Origin of the sequence: Sulfurimonas sp. (genome assembly GCF_027056685.1) — a bacterium.
Lineage (GTDB): Bacteria > Campylobacterota > Campylobacteria > Campylobacterales > Sulfurimonadaceae > Sulfurimonas.
On record NZ_JALUKE010000047.1, the window covers coordinates 1 to 15,863 of the forward strand.

The window sequence follows — 15,863 nt, forward strand, 5'->3', positions numbered from 1 at the left end:
ATGTAGAGAATGAAAATGTGAAAATAGGTGGTGGTAAAATCATCACAAAAGAGCATAATTTTATTTTAAAAGTCCATGCTGATGCTATGAATGTCAAAGATTTACAAAATATAAAAATCAAAGATGGCATACGACTCAAAGATGTGGCAACTGTTGTCGATACACTAAGTGATGCACAAAGTTACTCCTCTTATAATGGTGTTCAAGGTGTAATGCTTGAGGTACAAAAAATCTCTGGGACAAATACCCTTGATGTTGTAAAGAGAGTAAAAGCTAGCATTCCAGCGTTAAACAAACTTAGCGATGGAAGATTTGGCATAGATTTACTACAAGATACTACGCCATTCATCATAAATTCCCTTAATGATGTAAAATTTGATCTTATTTATGGTGCTATTCTTGCAGCAATTATTATCTTTATATTTTTACGAAATATACGCATTACTTTTATATCTGCGCTCTCTATTCCTGCATCAATCTTTGGTACTTTTGCACTTATGAATGCTATGGGATATGATCTCAATAAAATGACACTTATTGGGCTTACACTTGCCATCGGAATTATCATTGATGATGCCATTGTTGTAATTGAGAATATTTACAAAAAGATGGAAGCTGGTATGGGAAAATTTGAAGCAGCCTATGAGGGTACGAAAGAGATGGCATTTGCTATTTTAGCGATTTCAGCAATGCTTCTTTCTGTATTTTTACCTGTTTCCAATATGAGCGGAATTGTTGGAAAGTTCTTTGAGAGTTTTGCTATGACAGTTGGCTTTGCCATCATTATTTCCTACACAATCGCGCTCAGTTTTATTCCAAGCCTAAGTGCAAGAGTACTACATAAAGGAGAGAGCCGTTTTTACAACTTCACAGAACCATTTTTTGTATGGTTAGAAAATATCTATGCATCTATTCTCAAGCTTGTACTGCGTTTTAGAATCTCTTCAATTCTTCTTGTACTTGCCCTTTTTATAGGTTCCCTTTCCCTCTTTCCTAAAATTGGTATGGACTTCATTCCAAAAGAGGATAAAGCAGAATTTGCTGTAAAAATAAAAGCCCAACCAGGAATATCACTCCAAGAGATGATACAAAAATCAAAGGCTGTAGAAGATAAAATAAGAGCAAACAAATATGTTGCCTTTACAACACTCAGCATCGCGTATGATGCTGCTAAAGAGAAAAACAAAGCACGCATCTATGTCAAACTGATACCGAAGATGAAAAGGACAATAAAACAGAAGCAAATCATACAAAACACAAGAGATGCGCTCAAACCTTTTGCTAAAAATCTCTTTATAACTGTTGCTGCCATTCCAGATATTAAAGGTGCGGGGGTAAGTGTTCCCTATCAAATTGTTCTCAAATCAGACTCTTTTGCCTCTTTAGAAAAGGCAAAAGAAAATCTTGTAGCCGCACTAAAAGCAAAAAAAGGTTTTGTAGATATTGATACAAATCTTGAAAGACCAAAACCAGAATATAACATCACTATTCTTAGAGAAAATGCCAGCCTTCTCGGCATTAGTGCTACACAAATAGCCTCTGCCATTGCCACTGCGTTTTCAAGTGATATTGCAATTTCGCACTTTGAAGAGAATGGAAAACAGTATGATATTACCCTGCGTTTTAATGATGCCAATAGAAAAAGTATAGCAGACCTTAAAAAAATACAACTCCGTGCAAAAAATGGAGATTTAGTATTTTTAAGTGGACTTATCAACATCACAAAAGCATCTGCACAGGCTACTATTTATCACTATGACAGACAAAGACAGGTAACAGTTTACTCTGATTTATTTGGACTCGATCTCGGTGGTGCAGTCAAATACACCCAAGAGAAAATAGATAAACTCCTCCCAAAAGGTGTTACATACAGATTTACTGGTTTTGCTGAAGAGATGGGAAAAACAGCCAAAGCATTTGGTGTTGCTCTAGGGCTTTCCGTCATTCTTATGTTCATTATTTTAGCTATTCTTTACGAATCACTTATACAGCCAATCATCATTATGTTTGCACTGCCACTCAGCATTATAGGGGTTATGCTGGCACTCTATATGAGCCACTTACACTTTTCTCTCTTTGTTATGATTGGCTTTATGCTCCTGATGGGTATGGTTGGTAAAAATGCAGTTTTACTTGTTGACTTTGCCAATGGTGCAAGAGCAAAAGGAAAAAGTGCAGATGAAGCACTGCTTGAAGCTGGAGAGAAGAGACTTCGTCCAATTCTTATGACTACATTTGCCATGATTTTTGCAATGCTACCACTTGCACTAGGAGATGGAATAGGGAGTGAAACAAAAGCACCAATGGCAATCTCCATCATCGGAGGACTTTTAAGTTCTATGATACTGACACTTTTTGTAGTCCCTGCAATCTACAAACTTATCAATCCAGTAGATGCATGGCTAAGAAAATTTTATGAAGTTGGAAAGGTTTCGTAACTTTTACCTTCTTCTATAGGAAATCGCTTCTAAGATATGTTTTTTATCTATAAGTTGTGATTTCTCCAAATCTGCTATTGTTCTGGCTACCTTTTGTACTTTTTTTATACTTCTAAATGTGAGTTTGAATCTCTCAACTGCCATCGATAAAACACTTTGTGCCTCAGCATCTAAGGTGCAATACTGCTCTATCTCTTTATCACTCATAGCTGCGTTTAGACTTATCTGCCCTCGCCTTTTTGCAAAAATATGAGCTTCGACAACCATCTTGTGCATCTCTTTTGAGGAGTAACTTGCTTTGTCATCCACATTGACATTTTGCATCACTACACTTAAATCTATTCTGTCTAAAAAAGGATCAGAGAGGCGGTTTTTATATCTTTGTATCTCCAAATCACTACATCTGCACTCTCTATGTGCATCGAGTAAATTTCCACAAGGACACGGGTTCATAGCCCCTATAAATAAAAATTTTGCAGGGTATTCTACCTTTGAATTTACACGAGAAATTCTGATTTTTCCATCTTGCATGGGTTCTCGCAGAGACTCTAAAACATTTTTAGAAAAATGCGGTAACTCATCGAAGAACAAAATACCATTGTTAGCCAGTCCAACTTCTCCTATCTTTGCCTTATGTGAACCACCACCAAATATACTCGCCATTGTTGATGTGTGATGAGGATTTTTTATAGCTCTTCTAGGACTAAAAGAGGGCTCATCACCTTGTAAAACTTCTAACTTGGCATTGTCTAAAATCTCACTTGCACTCATCGGCGGTAAAATATAACGCAATCTACTTGCAATCATACTTTTACCACACCCAGGGCTTCCTTCAAAAATAATATTGTGAAAACCAGCTGCTGCGATAAGAGCAGCCCTCTTTGCCACCTCTTGACCACGAACATCAATAAAATCTTCATCATACTCTTTCATATAATAGTACCGCTCGTTAGCAATCTCATAGCTAGGGTAGGCAATCTCTGACTTTTGAATACTTGGCTCAAAGTTTTCTTGATTTTTTAAAATTTCTACAGCTTCATTAAGATTTTTTACTCCATAAAAAGCAACATTTGGAATTTTTGATAATTTTTCCAAAGACTCATAAGGAACAAGTGCTTTAGATATAAGCCCCTGATTTGCAAGAGAAAGTATGAGAGGATAGAGCTGAATATTCTCTTTTACGCTGCCATCAAGTCCCAATTCACCAAAAACGAACCATTCACTTAAATCTGTATCGACTGCGTTTAGTAAAATAAGCAACGCCATACTTAGATCAAATTGTGAGCCAGATTTAGCAAGTTCTGAAGGGGCGAGTAAAAAGGTGATGCGTTTTGGAGGAAAAGTAAAATCATTACTTAAAAGTGCAGATTTTACACGCTCTTTTGACTCGGTAATAGCCGTTGATGCCATACCGACAATGGAAAAAGAGGGTAAGCCTTTGGTGAGTGTTGATTCTACATCAACAACTTTTGCTTCAATACCCTCATAAGTTGCACAACGAACTGTTTTCATACTATTTTCCTTTAAAAAAATAGTACACTAATTCTCAAAATATATATAATAATATGGCATTTTGCCATATTATTTTTTCTGTTTTCTCTCTTTCAACATTCTTTTGTACTCTTTTTCAAACTTTTTTCGTCGTGAATAAGAAAGATGGTCTATAAATAAAATCCCTTCAAGATGATCTATTTCATGCTGAAGAGCAATAGCAAGTAAATCATCCGCTTCCAAAGTTTTTGTATTTCCATATCTATCCTGATAATGCAGCGTTATCTTTTCATAGCGCGTAACATCTTCATAAAATTTTGGAACACTCAAACAACCCTCTTGGTAGCTTGTCTCTCCGGACTTCGCTGTAATCACAGGATTAATTACCTCTAAAAGATTTTCAGGAGGCTGCTCACCATCTTCATTTGGAATATTTAGAATTAATGCACGAATAGGATAATTCACTTGAATAGCCGCAAGACCAATTCCATTTGTTTCAATCATAAATGGATGCATTGCATCTAAAAGTTTATGTAGCTCTGCATCAAAATTTTTAATCTCTTTAGATTTATTTTTTAAACGCTTATCTGGATACTCAACAATTGTTAATTGCATATTTTTTTCACTCTCTTATTTTGCTCGTAATGATACAGCATAATCTAATTTTTTACTCTCGTATGCTTTTTCAATAGCATTCATAGCACTCACCACTATTTCTTCGACAGAATGTCTTGTGTCTATATCTGTGATTCCAATAGAAATTCGTAACTGTATCTCGCGATCAGCTAGAAAAAAGTTAGAGTTAGAGACTAAATCACATAATCTTTCACTCGCTTTCTTTGCACTTGGAATATCCGTATGTTTTAACAACATCGCAAAAACTCCATTTCCGTAATGTGCCACAATATCACTTCGTCTTGAAGTTTTAAGAAGCAGTCGTGCTATTGTTCTTGTCATTAAAGTGAGGGCTTTTTCATTAGTAATATTTTGCTTAAGCGTTTTAGAAAGCTCTATCATAATAAGTGAACTATGGTGGTTAAACTTAGATATAAGCTCAATCTCCTGCTCAATTTTTGTTAATAAATAGCGTTTGTTATAGACCCCAAATTTATTGTCAAATATAGTCTCATTTTCAACACTCTTCACAATTTTTGCAGTTGCATCATAAGAGCTTTTCATCTGAACACTTTGTGTCTTTAAAATTGAGTTAAGTTTTGAAACATCACCCTCTAAAACACTCACTATACCAATGGCTTCACTAATTTCAGGATCTTTTGCAAGCTCTTCTTTTCTTTTTTCAAGAATTTTTGTCATTAAAGACATATTTTTATAAAGATTTGCAGTGGTATTTAATATATTTTTGATTGAAGAAAAACCCTGTTTGAGACTCTTTTCTAGTTCAATAGTTGTCTCTGTATCATTACTCTCTTCAAGCTCTAACATCTCATGAATCTGCTTGCGCATATTTTCACTTTTATCTTCTAAAAGTCTATCAAAATAGAGAGAAAAATTATTTGGAGTAGGAGGAAGGCTATCTGCTATAAGAGCATTTAAGACCTCTTTTGCATAGATTTCAATATCACTAGAAACATTTGTGTCATTAAGAGTTTTTATGACAGGTACTTTTTGTAAATCATCAGCAATATTATCAATATTTCTTCGACTTCTTCGTTTTAATGAACCTGCCATATCAACCCCTTACTCTTTGTCGTTTTTAATTAAAACTTCATCAATCATTCCGTAATCTTTTGCCTCTGCGGCACTCATAAAGTTATCACGATCTGTATCTTTTTCAATAGTTTTCACAGTTTGACCTGTATTTTTAGCCAAGATACTGTTGAGTTCTTTTTTCATACGCAAAATTTCTTCCGCTTGAATAGCTATATCAGTAGCTTGCCCTTGTGCCCCACCAAGTGGTTGGTGAATCATAATTCGTGCATGAGGCAATGCATAACGCTTGCCCTTTTCACCAGAACTTAAAAGAAATGAACCCATAGATGCTGCTTGACCTATACAAATAGTAGCCACATGTGGACGGATATAGTTCATAGTATCAAATATTGCCATCCCAGCAGTTACAACTCCACCTGGAGAGTTAATGTAGAAATAGATGTCTTTTTCAGGGTCTTCTGCTTCAAGAAATAAAAACTGCGCCACAATTGTTGAAGCCACAGCATCATTCACCTCACCGCTAAGCATAACAATTCTATCTTTTAAAAGACGAGAAAAAATATCGTATGAACGCTCACCGCGTCCACTTTTTTCTACTACATAAGGAATGTAACTCATACTTTATGCTTCTATTTTTTCATTTAAAAGAGTTGATAAAACTCTATCTTCTACCATTGACATTTGAATTGCAGGAAGATAACCAGCATCTTTATATTGATCATACGCTTTTTGTGGATCTTGCCCCATTTGCATAGCTTCATAGTAAATTGTTTGCATAACTTCTTGCTCTTCAACTTTAACACCCATATCTTGTGCTAATGCATCAATAATGAAAGTTGCTTTTACACTTTGAATAGCATCATCACGGAAAGTTTCACGAAGTTCTTTCAATTTTTCAGGATTCTCACGAAGCTCTTTGATTTCATCTTCACTCATTTGGGATGCTTTTTTGTTCACAGCCATATCAATCTCTTGCTCAACAACAAATTCTGGCAGGTCAAAGTCAATTTTTTCTACCAATGTTTCTAAAAGTTTTGGTTTTAACTCTTCATTGTAAAGTTTTGCAAGTTTTTCTTGCTCAATTGCTTTTTTAACTTCAGCTTTTAATTTTTCTAAACTTGCTTCTTCATCACCTTGTAAAAGTTTTTTTGCTAACTCATCATCAACAACAACCTCATCTTTTACTTTAATTTGATTTACTTTTACTTTAAACTCTGCTGCTTTACCAGCTAATGCTTCAGCGCCATAGTTTTCAGGGAAAGAGACAGGAAGTGTGACTTCTTCATCACGCTTTACACCAATAAGTTGTTCTTCAAATCCAGGAATAAATTGCCCTGAACCAAGAGTAAGCTCAAAGTTTTCACCTTTTCCACCCTCAAAAGCTTCACCATCAATAAAACCTTCAAAATCAATAACAGCTACATCACCCTCTTTCATTTTACGGTTGCGTTTAATATCAACTAAAGGAGCTTGTCCCTCTGCAATCTCTTTAATTCTTGCATCAACCTCTTCATCTGTAACTTCTGGTTTTGTAAAATCTGGTACTAAAGATTTTATATCGCCAAGGTCAATTTGTGGACGCATTGCAACTTTTACAGCTACTTCGATTTTATCATCACTTTTATCAAATTTAGAAATAGTAGGCTCTCCGATTAAAGAATCATTGCTAATTCCAAGTTCGTCAAGACCTTTAGAAAGTACCTCTCGTAGTGCTTCAGCTTCAGCATCTTCAACAAGTTTTTCACCATATTGCTTTTTCACTACAGCAACTGGAACTTTACCTTTACGAAAACCCTGAACGCTTGCAGTTTTTGCCAACTCTTTAGCAATCTTTTCAATGTTAGCATCTACTTCATCTCTTAAGATTGTAGCTTCTATCTCAGCATTCGCACCATTAATTTTATTTGATTTGATTTCCATCAATTTCCTTTATATTTTATTGTATAGTATTAGCACTATTATTTTGGGCAATAATACCAAAAAAGTGCTTTTATCTAGCTTTTACATAACTTAGGTCTAAAGTTAAGCAAAAGTATCCACGCAACTGCTACATCTATCATTACATCAGCAAAGTTAAAAACAGCAAAGTTAAATCCACAATGCCAGTAAACCATATCAACCACACCACCATGAATAAAGCGATCATAAATATTTGAAAACGCAGCCCCAAGTAAAATTCCAGCAGGCATTGCATAGCAGAGCTTTTTAAGATAAAAGACATACCCCATCACACCAAGCACTAAAACCAACTGTATATATTTCAAGTACTCTGCTAAAAAAGAGAACATTGAAAATGCCACACCCTTGTTATAAACTAAAATCAGATCTATACAATTTGTGTAATAACGAAAGCCATCCACAAAAAGCGACTTAATGTTCTGATCTATAATAAAAATACCTGCTAAAGAGAAGAGCAGCGTAGCGCTAAAACGCAGCGATTTATTAGGCATTGAGTGCTTTTTCAAAAAATGTTATTAAATCATCCATAGAAGCATTCATTTTTTTAGCCTCTTTTCCTTCAATAAGCAATCTTAATTTATTCTCTGTCCCTGAGTATCTTACAAGGTGACGCATATTATCATTTTCAATAGCAGCTAATTTTTCATCTAGTCCCTCTATCTCTTCTAAAGGTTTTTTTACTTTTACTTTTATGTTTGTTAAATTTTGAGGATAGAGTTTAAATGGACGCAGTGCTTTTGATGCTTTTTTATTTGTTCTAATTAAAAGTGCCAAGATTTGTAAAGCACTCACAAGCCCATCACCCGTTTTAGCAAAATCATTTACAATAATATGACCACTCTGCTCACCACCAAAGTTAATCCCTTTTTCATGCATCAACTCTAGTACATATTTATCACCAACATTTGAACGATAAAGCGTAATGCCATTCTCTTTCGCATAATCATCAAGACCTTGGTTACTCATGACCGTTGCAACAATTCCATTGCCTTTGAGTTTGCCCTCTTTGTACATATACATTCCAAGCGCACCAAGGAGATGATCTCCGTCTACTATTTTACCCTTTTCATCAACAACAACAATTCTATCAGCATCGCCATCAAGTGCAATACCAAGATCAGCACGGTATTTAAGAACATTTTTTCCCAACTCTTTAGGATGCAGTGCCCCACAGTTTTCATTAATATTAAAGCCATTTGGCTCATTATTAAGTACAACAATATCTGCACCAAGCTCCTCTAAAACTGTTGGACCAACTTTATAAGCGGCACCATTTGCAGTATCAAGCACTATTCTCATGCCATGAAGTGATAAATCAAGAGGAAAAGAGTTCTTTAACTGTACTATATAGCGACCAATCACATCATCAATTCTTTTTGCTTTACCTATTGCTGTTGCAGTTACTTGTCCTTCAAGAATTGCCTCAGAATCATTTGCAATTGCTTCTATCTCTCTCTCAATTGCCTCAGAGAGTTTATTACCATCACCATCAAAAAATTTAATTCCATTATCTTCAAAAGAGTTATGAGAAGCACTAATCATTATACCTGCATCACAACGCATATTTTCTGTTATAAATGCAATAGCAGGAGTTGGCATGGGTCCAATTTGAATAACATCATACCCTGTTGCTGTAAGTCCTGCAACAATTGCATTTTCAATCATATATCCACTGATTCTAGTATCTTTACCAACAAGAATTCTATTGTTAACAGAGTTCTTTCTAAAGTAGATACCAGCAGCCATTGCCACACGCATTGCCAAACCTGCAGTTAAAAATGAACCTGCCTCACCTCTTACACCATCTGTACCAAATAATTTTCGCATTATGTTATCCATGTTTTAAATTGCTATATTCTAACATAATTCTATTATAATTCTACTTTTAACTTGTCTTTAACTTAATTTTAATTATCTTTAAGCTATTATTGCGCACTTAAAATTCCAAAAAGGACTCAAATGGCAAATCACAAGTCATCAATTAAGAGAATTCGTCAAACAATCGTTCGTACAGAGCGTAACCGTTTTTACAGAACTCGTCTTAAAAACATCGTAAAAGCAGTAAATACAGCAGTTGAAGCTGGAAACAAAGAAGAAGCACAAGCAGCATTTAAAGTTGCTAACCAACAAATTCATAAATTCGTAAGCAAAGGTATTCTTAAAAAAGAAACTGCAGCTAGAAAAGTAAGCCGTCTACACAAATCTGTAAACGCAATATAAGGTAAGCTACTTATGTTAGCAGATAAACTTACACCGTTTATCAACCGCTACAATGAACTTAGCGAATTGCTAAGTTCACCTGACATCACTTCTGACATTAAAAGAATGACAGAGCTCTCAAAAGAACAATCTTCACTTTTACCTATTGTTGAAAAAACAAAAGAGTACCAAACACTTATTCAAGACATCGAAGATACAAAAGAGATGTTAAGTGATTCTGAAATGGGCGATATGGCAAAAGAAGAGCTTAAAGAGCTTGAACCACAAAAACCTATAATGGAAGAAGAGATAAAAATGCTTCTACTTCCAAAAGATCCTAACGATGATAGAAATATCATTGTTGAACTTCGTGCAGGTGCGGGTGGGGATGAAGCTGCTATTTTCGTAGGTGATCTATTTGATGCCTACACACGATATGCAGATTTGAGAGGCTGGAAAATTGAAATTATCTCTACTTCACCATCAGATGCTGGTGGATACAAAGAGGTTACAGCACTCATTAAAGGTGAACAGGTTTACAGTCGGTTGAAATATGAAGGTGGAACACACCGTGTACAGCGTGTTCCAGCGACAGAATCTCAAGGACGCGTGCATACTTCAGCAATTACAGTTGCCGTTATGCCTGAAGTAGATGATGTTGAGATTGAGATTAACGATAATGATTTACGCATAGATGTTATGCGTTCATCTGGATGTGGAGGACAATGTGTAAATACAACTGACTCAGCTGTTAGAATTACACACATACCATCAGGTTTAGTAGTAACAAATCAAGATCAAAAATCGCAACATAAAAACAAAGATAAAGCGATGAAAGTCTTAAAAGCAAGGCTTTATGACTTACAAATGCAAGAGCAACAATCTGAAAATGCAGCAGAGAGAGCAGCACAAGTAGGAACGGGAGATAGAAGTGGTCGTATTCGTACCTACAACTATCCTCAAAACCGTATAAGTGATCATAGAATCAACTTAACGCTCTACCGTCTTGCTGAAATTATGGGTGGAGGTTTACTCGATGAAATAGTCGAACCACTCATAGCAGACCATCAAGCAAAAATTGTTGAGGCAGCTGGATTATAATCCAGCCTGCTTAAACTTCCCACTCTGTTTCAAAAGTTTTTTTCACTCTTCCTTTAAAAGTAATCGTTCTTCCATTGTAACCAAGATAGAGAGTATCACCACTTGTAGGATAAACTTCAATATTATTTTTTACTTTTTCTTCTTTAAAAGCTCTATAAAAACAAGCAGACATTCCTGTTCCACATGCTAGCGTTTCATCTTCTACACCTCGTTCATAAGTGCGTACACGAAGATTTCCATCCTCTGTAATATGCATTACATTTACATTAGCATTATAGACATAACGCAGTTCGCGTGCTTCTTCTATGTCAAAATTCTCTATAGTCTTACTATATCGTACAAGATGAGGAACACCTGTATTTATAAGCCACCAAGTATGCCCATTGAATACAATCTCTTGCTCAAGAATTTGAGGAGGCGTTAATTCACTCTCAACCATAGCACTCTTTGGAGTGTTTTGCTCTACTCTTGCCGCGATAACACCAGCACCTGTTAAAAATTTCATCTCTGAGGGAGCTATACTATTATTAAAAGCGTAATGCGCACAAGCACGACTTCCGTTACCACACATATCTGCATAAGAGCCATCTGAGTTGTAAAACTGCCACTCAAAATCATACTCATCTGCTTTTTTCTCATTTGGCAGTAACACTATAAGCCCATCAGCACCAACACCCTCTTGACGATGACAAACTATTTTTGCAAGTTCGCTTCTATCCTCTTTTACATCAGAGTGAAATATTACAAAATCATTTCCATTTGCACTATATTTTGATACTATCATAAGTAAATCTCCTTAATCTTTTCTACAAAATTCTCTACTTCATTTTGTAGGTGTTTTAAGTTCTTTGAGTTGTCTATTACCCAAGTAGCACGCTCTTTTTTATCATCAATTGGAAGCTGTGAAGCAATGCGTTTGAGTGACTCCTCTTTAGAGTAACCATTGCGTTTCATAAAACGCTCAAGTTGCACCTCTTTTGGAGTATAAACTACTACACTCTCTTTAATGTCGTAGTTTCCATTTTCAAAAAAAAGAGGAATATCAATAAGATAAGGAAATTTAAAACTATCTTGTTTCTCACTGCGTTTTTGAATTTCACTCTTAATTTTTGGATGTAAATACTCTTCTAAAGTCTCTTTTGCTTGAGGATGAGAGAAAATATACTCTCCAAGCCTTGCACGGTTTACTTTTGTACCAAGAAGATATTCATTCCCAAAAGTCTCCCTAACCCACTCAGTAGATGCATCCAAGATCTCATGTGAAATTGTATCTGCATCAATGACCCGCATACCATTGAGAGCTAAAAGGGAAGCAACAGTGCTTTTACCTGTTGCTATACTTCCAGTGAGGGCAATAGCATATTTGTACGCCATTAGTTTTTAATAATGCCCAAGTACTCTTTTTTGATGTAGTTTCCCATAGCAAACGCAGCAGGATGTACATCTGAATTATAATATTCAAGCCCATCAATCAAATCAGCACGATTTAAAATAATGTCGGCAGTTGGATGGTACTCTTTTGATGCTAAAAGTGCTGTTGTGCAGTTTCCAAGATTATATGGCATAACGATTTTCGCATACTTTCCAAGAATTTGCATAATATTTTTATTCGCATCTACATCATCAAGATTTGGATGTTTGACAACACAAAGCCCCTCTTCGTTAAGCACACGGTTAATATGTGCTAAAACAGCCGCATCATTTTCAAGTTCTGAAATAACTACATCATACTTATTATCTTCAACTTCTCGTAGCAGATTCATTTCAGCAGAGATAACATCACAGCTAATATCGTCCATATACTTTTGTATTTCTGTAACGAAACCTGCTGCGTTTGAGCTTATAATAAGTACATTTTTAGGCTCTTTGTGTGTACAAAGTGGTACATGTACCATCATCTCATTGTAAATAAATTCTTTCATTGTATAAATTCCTTTAATTTAGAAGCGATTTTAACATATTAGGATTAATTTTACTTAAGTATTGATATAATTACAAAAAGTTTAAAGGTATCTAATGGATTTTAATAAAATTAGAAAAGTGTGTAGAGTAGTGCGTATTGTTGTAGGGCTTGCATTGATTGTAACTGGCGTCATTACTGGTATCAATTGGTTCTATTTAGGTGTGCTTCCTCTTATCGCTGGAATCGCAAATTTCTGTCCACTTTGTATTTTTTCAAAAAAATGCGATTTACCACAAGATTCGGAGTAGATAATGAGTCAAATTAGTTATAAAGATGCAGGTGTAGATATAGACGCTGGAAACAGTTTTGTAGAGAACATCAAACCTTTAGTAAAAAGTACAAAAGTTCCTGGCGTTTTAGGTGGTATAGGTTCATTTGCTGGTGCATTTGAACTTCCAAAAGGATTTAATGAACCCGTAATGCTTGCTGCAACTGATGGAGTTGGTACAAAACTCAAACTCGCAATTGACAGTGGCATTCACAACACAGTAGGAATAGACCTTGTTGCAATGTGTGTCAATGACCTCATTTGTAACTTTGCTACGCCATCATTCTTTTTAGACTACTACGCTACTGGTAAACTTGATGTCAATGTAGCGACAAATGTAGTAGCAGGCATAGCAGAGGGTTGTAAACGCAGCGAATGTGCGCTTATAGGTGGTGAAACGGCTGAGATGCCAGGAATGTACTCTGAAGATGACTACGACCTCGCAGGCTTTGCAGTGGGTGTTGCTGAAAAGTCTGAAATGGATAGAGTTTCACTTGTACGAGCTGGACACAAGCTCATAGCCCTTCCAAGCTCTGGACTACACTCAAATGGTTTCTCACTAGCGCGCAAAGTCTTATTTGAAAAAATGGAAATGAAATTTGAAGAAGATTTCAATGGTAAGCCACTTATTGAAACACTTTTAACACCAACAAATATATATGTAAAAACTTTTAAAGAGTTAAAAAATGAAATAGTAGCAATGGCACACATCACAGGCGGAGGAATAGTAGAAAATCTTCCTCGTGTACTTCCTGAAAACCTTATGGCAGAAGTGAAAAAAGACGCCATCAAAGTATTGCCTATATTTGAACTTATGAGCGAACATGTGGACCGTGATGAGATGTTTAGAGCATTTAACATGGGTGTCGGTATGATACTTGTTGTTGAAGAAGCAAATGTAGCAAAAGTTCTTGAAACTGCAGAAGGTTCTTACCTTATTGGTGAGATAAAAGAAGGCTCACGCGAAGCTAAAATGGTATAAAGAGGGATTTTTCCTCTTGCCACAAAACTATTCTTTAGTTAAACGCAGTCACTGCGTTTAGCTACACATAACACTACAAAAATCCACTTTCGCATAGATTCAAATCAAATGATATAAATATAGGAAATAAAATAGCTGTTTATAAAAAGAGAAAATTTATTAAGAGTTTTATAGTAAAGAATACCGCCAAAAGGCGGTATGAAAGAAAGGAGAATTTCTTTTACAAGTTCTTAGAAATTGTAATTCAACTGTACACTAACACCAGTTTGTGAGTGTTTTGTTGTAATATCATATTCTTGCTTTGCCTTTGGATTATATGCTTTATAAGTTTCACTCTTCTCTGGAGCATAAGTAAATGCTAAATCAACAGATGTTTGTTCATTAAGACTATATGTTCCACCCACAGCATAGTGTGATTCAACAATACCAGGAAAACCTAAAAGATTAAACATATTGATTGTATCACCATTTAATTTGGCACTATTATTATATGCCTGTGATTTTTGAGAGATTGGACTTGATGCATAGTTATAACCAACACGAGCTGCCCAACCTTTTGCCTTATACTCATAACCTAAAGAGATTACATTTTGATCATCCCATGCAAAATCTTCATATCCTTTTGCATCAGACCATTTAATATTTTTATAATCAAGTGCTAAAGTATGTTCAGCCATTGTATAGCTAATACCTATACCCATCTCTGCAGGAGTAGATAATTTATTATTATCATATGTACCACCAGTTTGACTATCATTAACAAAAGGAGTTACTACATGATCAAATCCTTTATACTCCATATCAATTTGAGATTTATAGACAGCACCAACTGTAAAGCCAGATATCTCATACGCTAAACCGATGTTATAACCAAATTTTAAATCTTGTGCAACACCCATACCATTATCATTAGCCTTACCGTCACCTGTAGTATCAGTAACATAATTTATATCAAGTGAACCATATTGTAATATTGGTGTTACAGCTATACTAAAACCATTAGTAGTGTATGCTAAAGGAACACCAAATTGCATAAGTTGAAGATTAGTAACCATATTCATAGTTCCAGCACTTGCAGCAGCATCACGATAGTCAACACCCATTCCACCTGTACCCCACATACCAATACCAACATAAAAATTATCATTAATTTTAGTAGCTAGAGATACCTCTGGAATAACACTCAAATCTGCATCACTATCTGCACTCGTTCCACCCTGTGAAGCATAACTAACATCTGGCATAAAAAAAGTTCCACCAAAAGAAATCTCTGTATTTTTTACTGATGTAATCAATGCCGGATTCACTAATGCTGACTCAGCTCCATGCGCAATACCAATACCAGTTCCAGCCATACCACGAGCTTCAGCACCCATACCTATTAAAGTTGCACCATTTGTTGCAAACGCAGAAGTTGTACCTAAAACTAAAGCAGCTACTACTGCTAATTTAATCGTTTTTTTCATTTTCTCTCCTCAGAGTAATATCAAAATTTTGAGATAGCATAAGCTATTTCGATTACTTGTATTATATGTGATAAAAAATTAATAAAATCTTAACAATAAGGATATAATTATTAAAAAAACTTATAGTTATAATGAAAAATGGAAGTTATATTACTAAAACAACTATTAATTATCTGTTTATATAATTAAAGAGCAATAATAGCTATATATATAAAGAAAATAGTGGTGCAGGGCAAAGTAGAAATTACGGTATGTCTAAAGCAAAAGGGAACTATTTTATCATTTTAGATTCCGATGTTATATTGCCAAATCAATATTTTGAAGT

At 35.3% G+C, this 15,863-nt stretch carries 17 protein-coding genes; 6 read left to right on the top strand and 11 right to left on the bottom strand.

Features of this window, described 5'->3' with window-relative positions; genetic code table 11:
* The coding region (locus MVY38_RS01590) for an efflux RND transporter permease subunit (protein WP_297482774.1) at positions 1 to 2,438 on the top strand (2,438 nt) is incomplete at its 5' end.
* A 3-nt stretch (positions 2,439 to 2,441) separates the two neighbouring features.
* Here MVY38_RS01590 and MVY38_RS01595 read toward each other — a convergent pair.
* The 7 genes from MVY38_RS01595 to glmM form a co-directional block, all read right to left on the bottom strand.
* Complete coding sequence (locus MVY38_RS01595; RefSeq protein WP_297482777.1) at positions 2,442 to 3,950, bottom strand: YifB family Mg chelatase-like AAA ATPase; 1,509 nt, start codon at positions 3,948 to 3,950, stop codon at positions 2,442 to 2,444.
* A gap of 69 nt (positions 3,951 to 4,019) precedes the next feature.
* Positions 4,020 to 4,544 (bottom strand): peptide deformylase, encoded by a 525-nt coding sequence (gene def / locus MVY38_RS01600; RefSeq protein ID WP_297482780.1) that lies wholly within the window; start codon positions 4,542 to 4,544, stop codon positions 4,020 to 4,022.
* Positions 4,545 to 4,559: 15 nt separating this feature from the next.
* Entirely contained in the window at positions 4,560 to 5,618 is a 1,059-nt protein-coding gene (locus tag MVY38_RS01605) for a GGDEF domain-containing protein (RefSeq protein ID WP_297482783.1), read from the bottom strand.
* Between the two features lie 9 nt (positions 5,619 to 5,627).
* The gene (clpP, locus tag MVY38_RS01610; protein WP_297482786.1) at positions 5,628 to 6,218 is read right to left on the bottom strand and encodes an ATP-dependent Clp endopeptidase proteolytic subunit ClpP; all 591 of its coding nucleotides are present in this window, start codon (positions 6,216 to 6,218) and stop codon (positions 5,628 to 5,630) included.
* A 3-nt stretch (positions 6,219 to 6,221) separates the two neighbouring features.
* Positions 6,222 to 7,520: a trigger factor gene (gene tig / locus MVY38_RS01615; protein WP_297482789.1), complete on the bottom strand. Its 1,299-nt coding sequence runs from the start codon at positions 7,518 to 7,520 to the stop codon at positions 6,222 to 6,224.
* Between the two features lie 74 nt (positions 7,521 to 7,594).
* On the bottom strand, positions 7,595 to 8,050 hold the full coding sequence (lspA, locus tag MVY38_RS01620; protein WP_297482792.1) for a signal peptidase II: 456 nt from the start codon (positions 8,048 to 8,050) through the stop codon (positions 7,595 to 7,597).
* Positions 8,043 to 9,386 carry a phosphoglucosamine mutase gene (glmM, locus tag MVY38_RS01625; RefSeq protein ID WP_297482795.1) on the bottom strand — a complete coding sequence of 448 codons (1,344 nt, stop codon included), beginning with the start codon at positions 9,384 to 9,386 and terminating at the stop codon, positions 8,043 to 8,045. Before glmM ends, lspA begins: the two co-directional genes overlap by 8 nt.
* Before the next feature lie 132 nt (positions 9,387 to 9,518).
* Between glmM and rpsT the strand changes: the two genes are divergently transcribed.
* Positions 9,519 to 9,779, top strand: coding sequence for a 30S ribosomal protein S20 (gene rpsT / locus MVY38_RS01630; RefSeq protein ID WP_297482798.1), 261 nt, complete (start codon positions 9,519 to 9,521; stop codon positions 9,777 to 9,779).
* Positions 9,780 to 9,791: 12 nt separating this feature from the next.
* Positions 9,792 to 10,859, top strand: coding sequence for a peptide chain release factor 1 (gene prfA, locus MVY38_RS01635; RefSeq protein ID WP_297433362.1), 1,068 nt, complete (start codon positions 9,792 to 9,794; stop codon positions 10,857 to 10,859).
* A gap of 10 nt (positions 10,860 to 10,869) precedes the next feature.
* Here prfA and dapF read toward each other — a convergent pair whose 3' ends face one another.
* From dapF to MVY38_RS01650, 3 genes are read right to left on the bottom strand one after another with little or no spacing between them, the layout of a single operon-like run.
* The gene (dapF, locus tag MVY38_RS01640; protein WP_297482800.1) at positions 10,870 to 11,643 is read right to left on the bottom strand and encodes a diaminopimelate epimerase; all 774 of its coding nucleotides are present in this window, start codon (positions 11,641 to 11,643) and stop codon (positions 10,870 to 10,872) included.
* Positions 11,640 to 12,233 carry a dephospho-CoA kinase gene (coaE, locus tag MVY38_RS01645; protein WP_297482803.1) on the bottom strand — a complete coding sequence of 198 codons (594 nt, stop codon included), beginning with the start codon at positions 12,231 to 12,233 and terminating at the stop codon, positions 11,640 to 11,642. The genes dapF and coaE overlap by 4 nt, the downstream gene beginning before the upstream one ends.
* The gene (locus tag MVY38_RS01650) at positions 12,233 to 12,781 is read right to left on the bottom strand and encodes a spermidine synthase (RefSeq protein ID WP_297482807.1); all 549 of its coding nucleotides are present in this window, start codon (positions 12,779 to 12,781) and stop codon (positions 12,233 to 12,235) included. Before MVY38_RS01650 ends, coaE begins: the two co-directional genes overlap by 1 nt.
* A 94-nt stretch (positions 12,782 to 12,875) precedes the next feature.
* On the opposite strand from MVY38_RS01650, the gene MVY38_RS01655 reads away from it, so the two are divergent.
* The gene (locus MVY38_RS01655; RefSeq protein WP_297482810.1) at positions 12,876 to 13,070 is read left to right on the top strand and encodes a DUF2892 domain-containing protein; all 195 of its coding nucleotides are present in this window, start codon (positions 12,876 to 12,878) and stop codon (positions 13,068 to 13,070) included.
* Positions 13,071 to 13,073: 3 nt separating this feature from the next.
* A complete protein-coding gene (purM, locus tag MVY38_RS01660) occupies positions 13,074 to 14,072 on the top strand; it encodes a phosphoribosylformylglycinamidine cyclo-ligase (protein WP_297482813.1) in 999 nt (332 codons plus the stop codon).
* Positions 14,073 to 14,302: 230 nt separating this feature from the next.
* On the opposite strand, the gene MVY38_RS01665 is transcribed toward purM, so the two are convergent.
* Positions 14,303 to 15,538, bottom strand: coding sequence for an outer membrane protein transport protein (locus MVY38_RS01665; protein WP_297482815.1), 1,236 nt, complete (start codon positions 15,536 to 15,538; stop codon positions 14,303 to 14,305).
* Positions 15,539 to 15,744: 206 nt separating this feature from the next.
* Here MVY38_RS01665 and MVY38_RS11015 point away from each other — a divergent pair.
* Positions 15,745 to 15,863 (top strand): glycosyltransferase family A protein (locus MVY38_RS11015; protein ID WP_366939740.1); only part of this gene is annotated, 119 nt, incomplete at its 3' end.

Bases quoted from the DNA above. Each gene is read 5' to 3' on its own strand.
- MVY38_RS01595 (WP_297482777.1), bottom strand. From the start codon at position 3,950: ATGAAAACAGTTCGTTGTGCAACTTATGAGGGTATTGAAGCAAAAGTT.
- def (WP_297482780.1), bottom strand. From the start codon at position 4,544: ATGCAATTAACAATTGTTGAGTATCCAGATAAGCGTTTAAAAAATAAA.
- MVY38_RS01605 (WP_297482783.1), bottom strand. From the start codon at position 5,618: ATGGCAGGTTCATTAAAACGAAGAAGTCGAAGAAATATTGATAATATT.
- clpP (WP_297482786.1), bottom strand. From the start codon at position 6,218: ATGAGTTACATTCCTTATGTAGTAGAAAAAAGTGGACGCGGTGAGCGT.
- tig (WP_297482789.1), bottom strand. From the start codon at position 7,520: ATGGAAATCAAATCAAATAAAATTAATGGTGCGAATGCTGAGATAGAA.
- lspA (WP_297482792.1), bottom strand. From the start codon at position 8,050: ATGCCTAATAAATCGCTGCGTTTTAGCGCTACGCTGCTCTTCTCTTTA.
- glmM (WP_297482795.1), bottom strand. From the start codon at position 9,386: ATGCGAAAATTATTTGGTACAGATGGTGTAAGAGGTGAGGCAGGTTCA.
- rpsT (WP_297482798.1), top strand. From the start codon at position 9,519: ATGGCAAATCACAAGTCATCAATTAAGAGAATTCGTCAAACAATCGTT.
- prfA (WP_297433362.1), top strand. From the start codon at position 9,792: ATGTTAGCAGATAAACTTACACCGTTTATCAACCGCTACAATGAACTT.
- dapF (WP_297482800.1), bottom strand. From the start codon at position 11,643: ATGATAGTATCAAAATATAGTGCAAATGGAAATGATTTTGTAATATTT.
- coaE (WP_297482803.1), bottom strand. From the start codon at position 12,233: ATGGCGTACAAATATGCTATTGCCCTCACTGGAAGTATAGCAACAGGT.
- MVY38_RS01650 (WP_297482807.1), bottom strand. From the start codon at position 12,781: ATGAAAGAATTTATTTACAATGAGATGATGGTACATGTACCACTTTGT.
- MVY38_RS01655 (WP_297482810.1), top strand. From the start codon at position 12,876: ATGGATTTTAATAAAATTAGAAAAGTGTGTAGAGTAGTGCGTATTGTT.
- purM (WP_297482813.1), top strand. From the start codon at position 13,074: ATGAGTCAAATTAGTTATAAAGATGCAGGTGTAGATATAGACGCTGGA.
- MVY38_RS01665 (WP_297482815.1), bottom strand. From the start codon at position 15,538: ATGAAAAAAACGATTAAATTAGCAGTAGTAGCTGCTTTAGTTTTAGGT.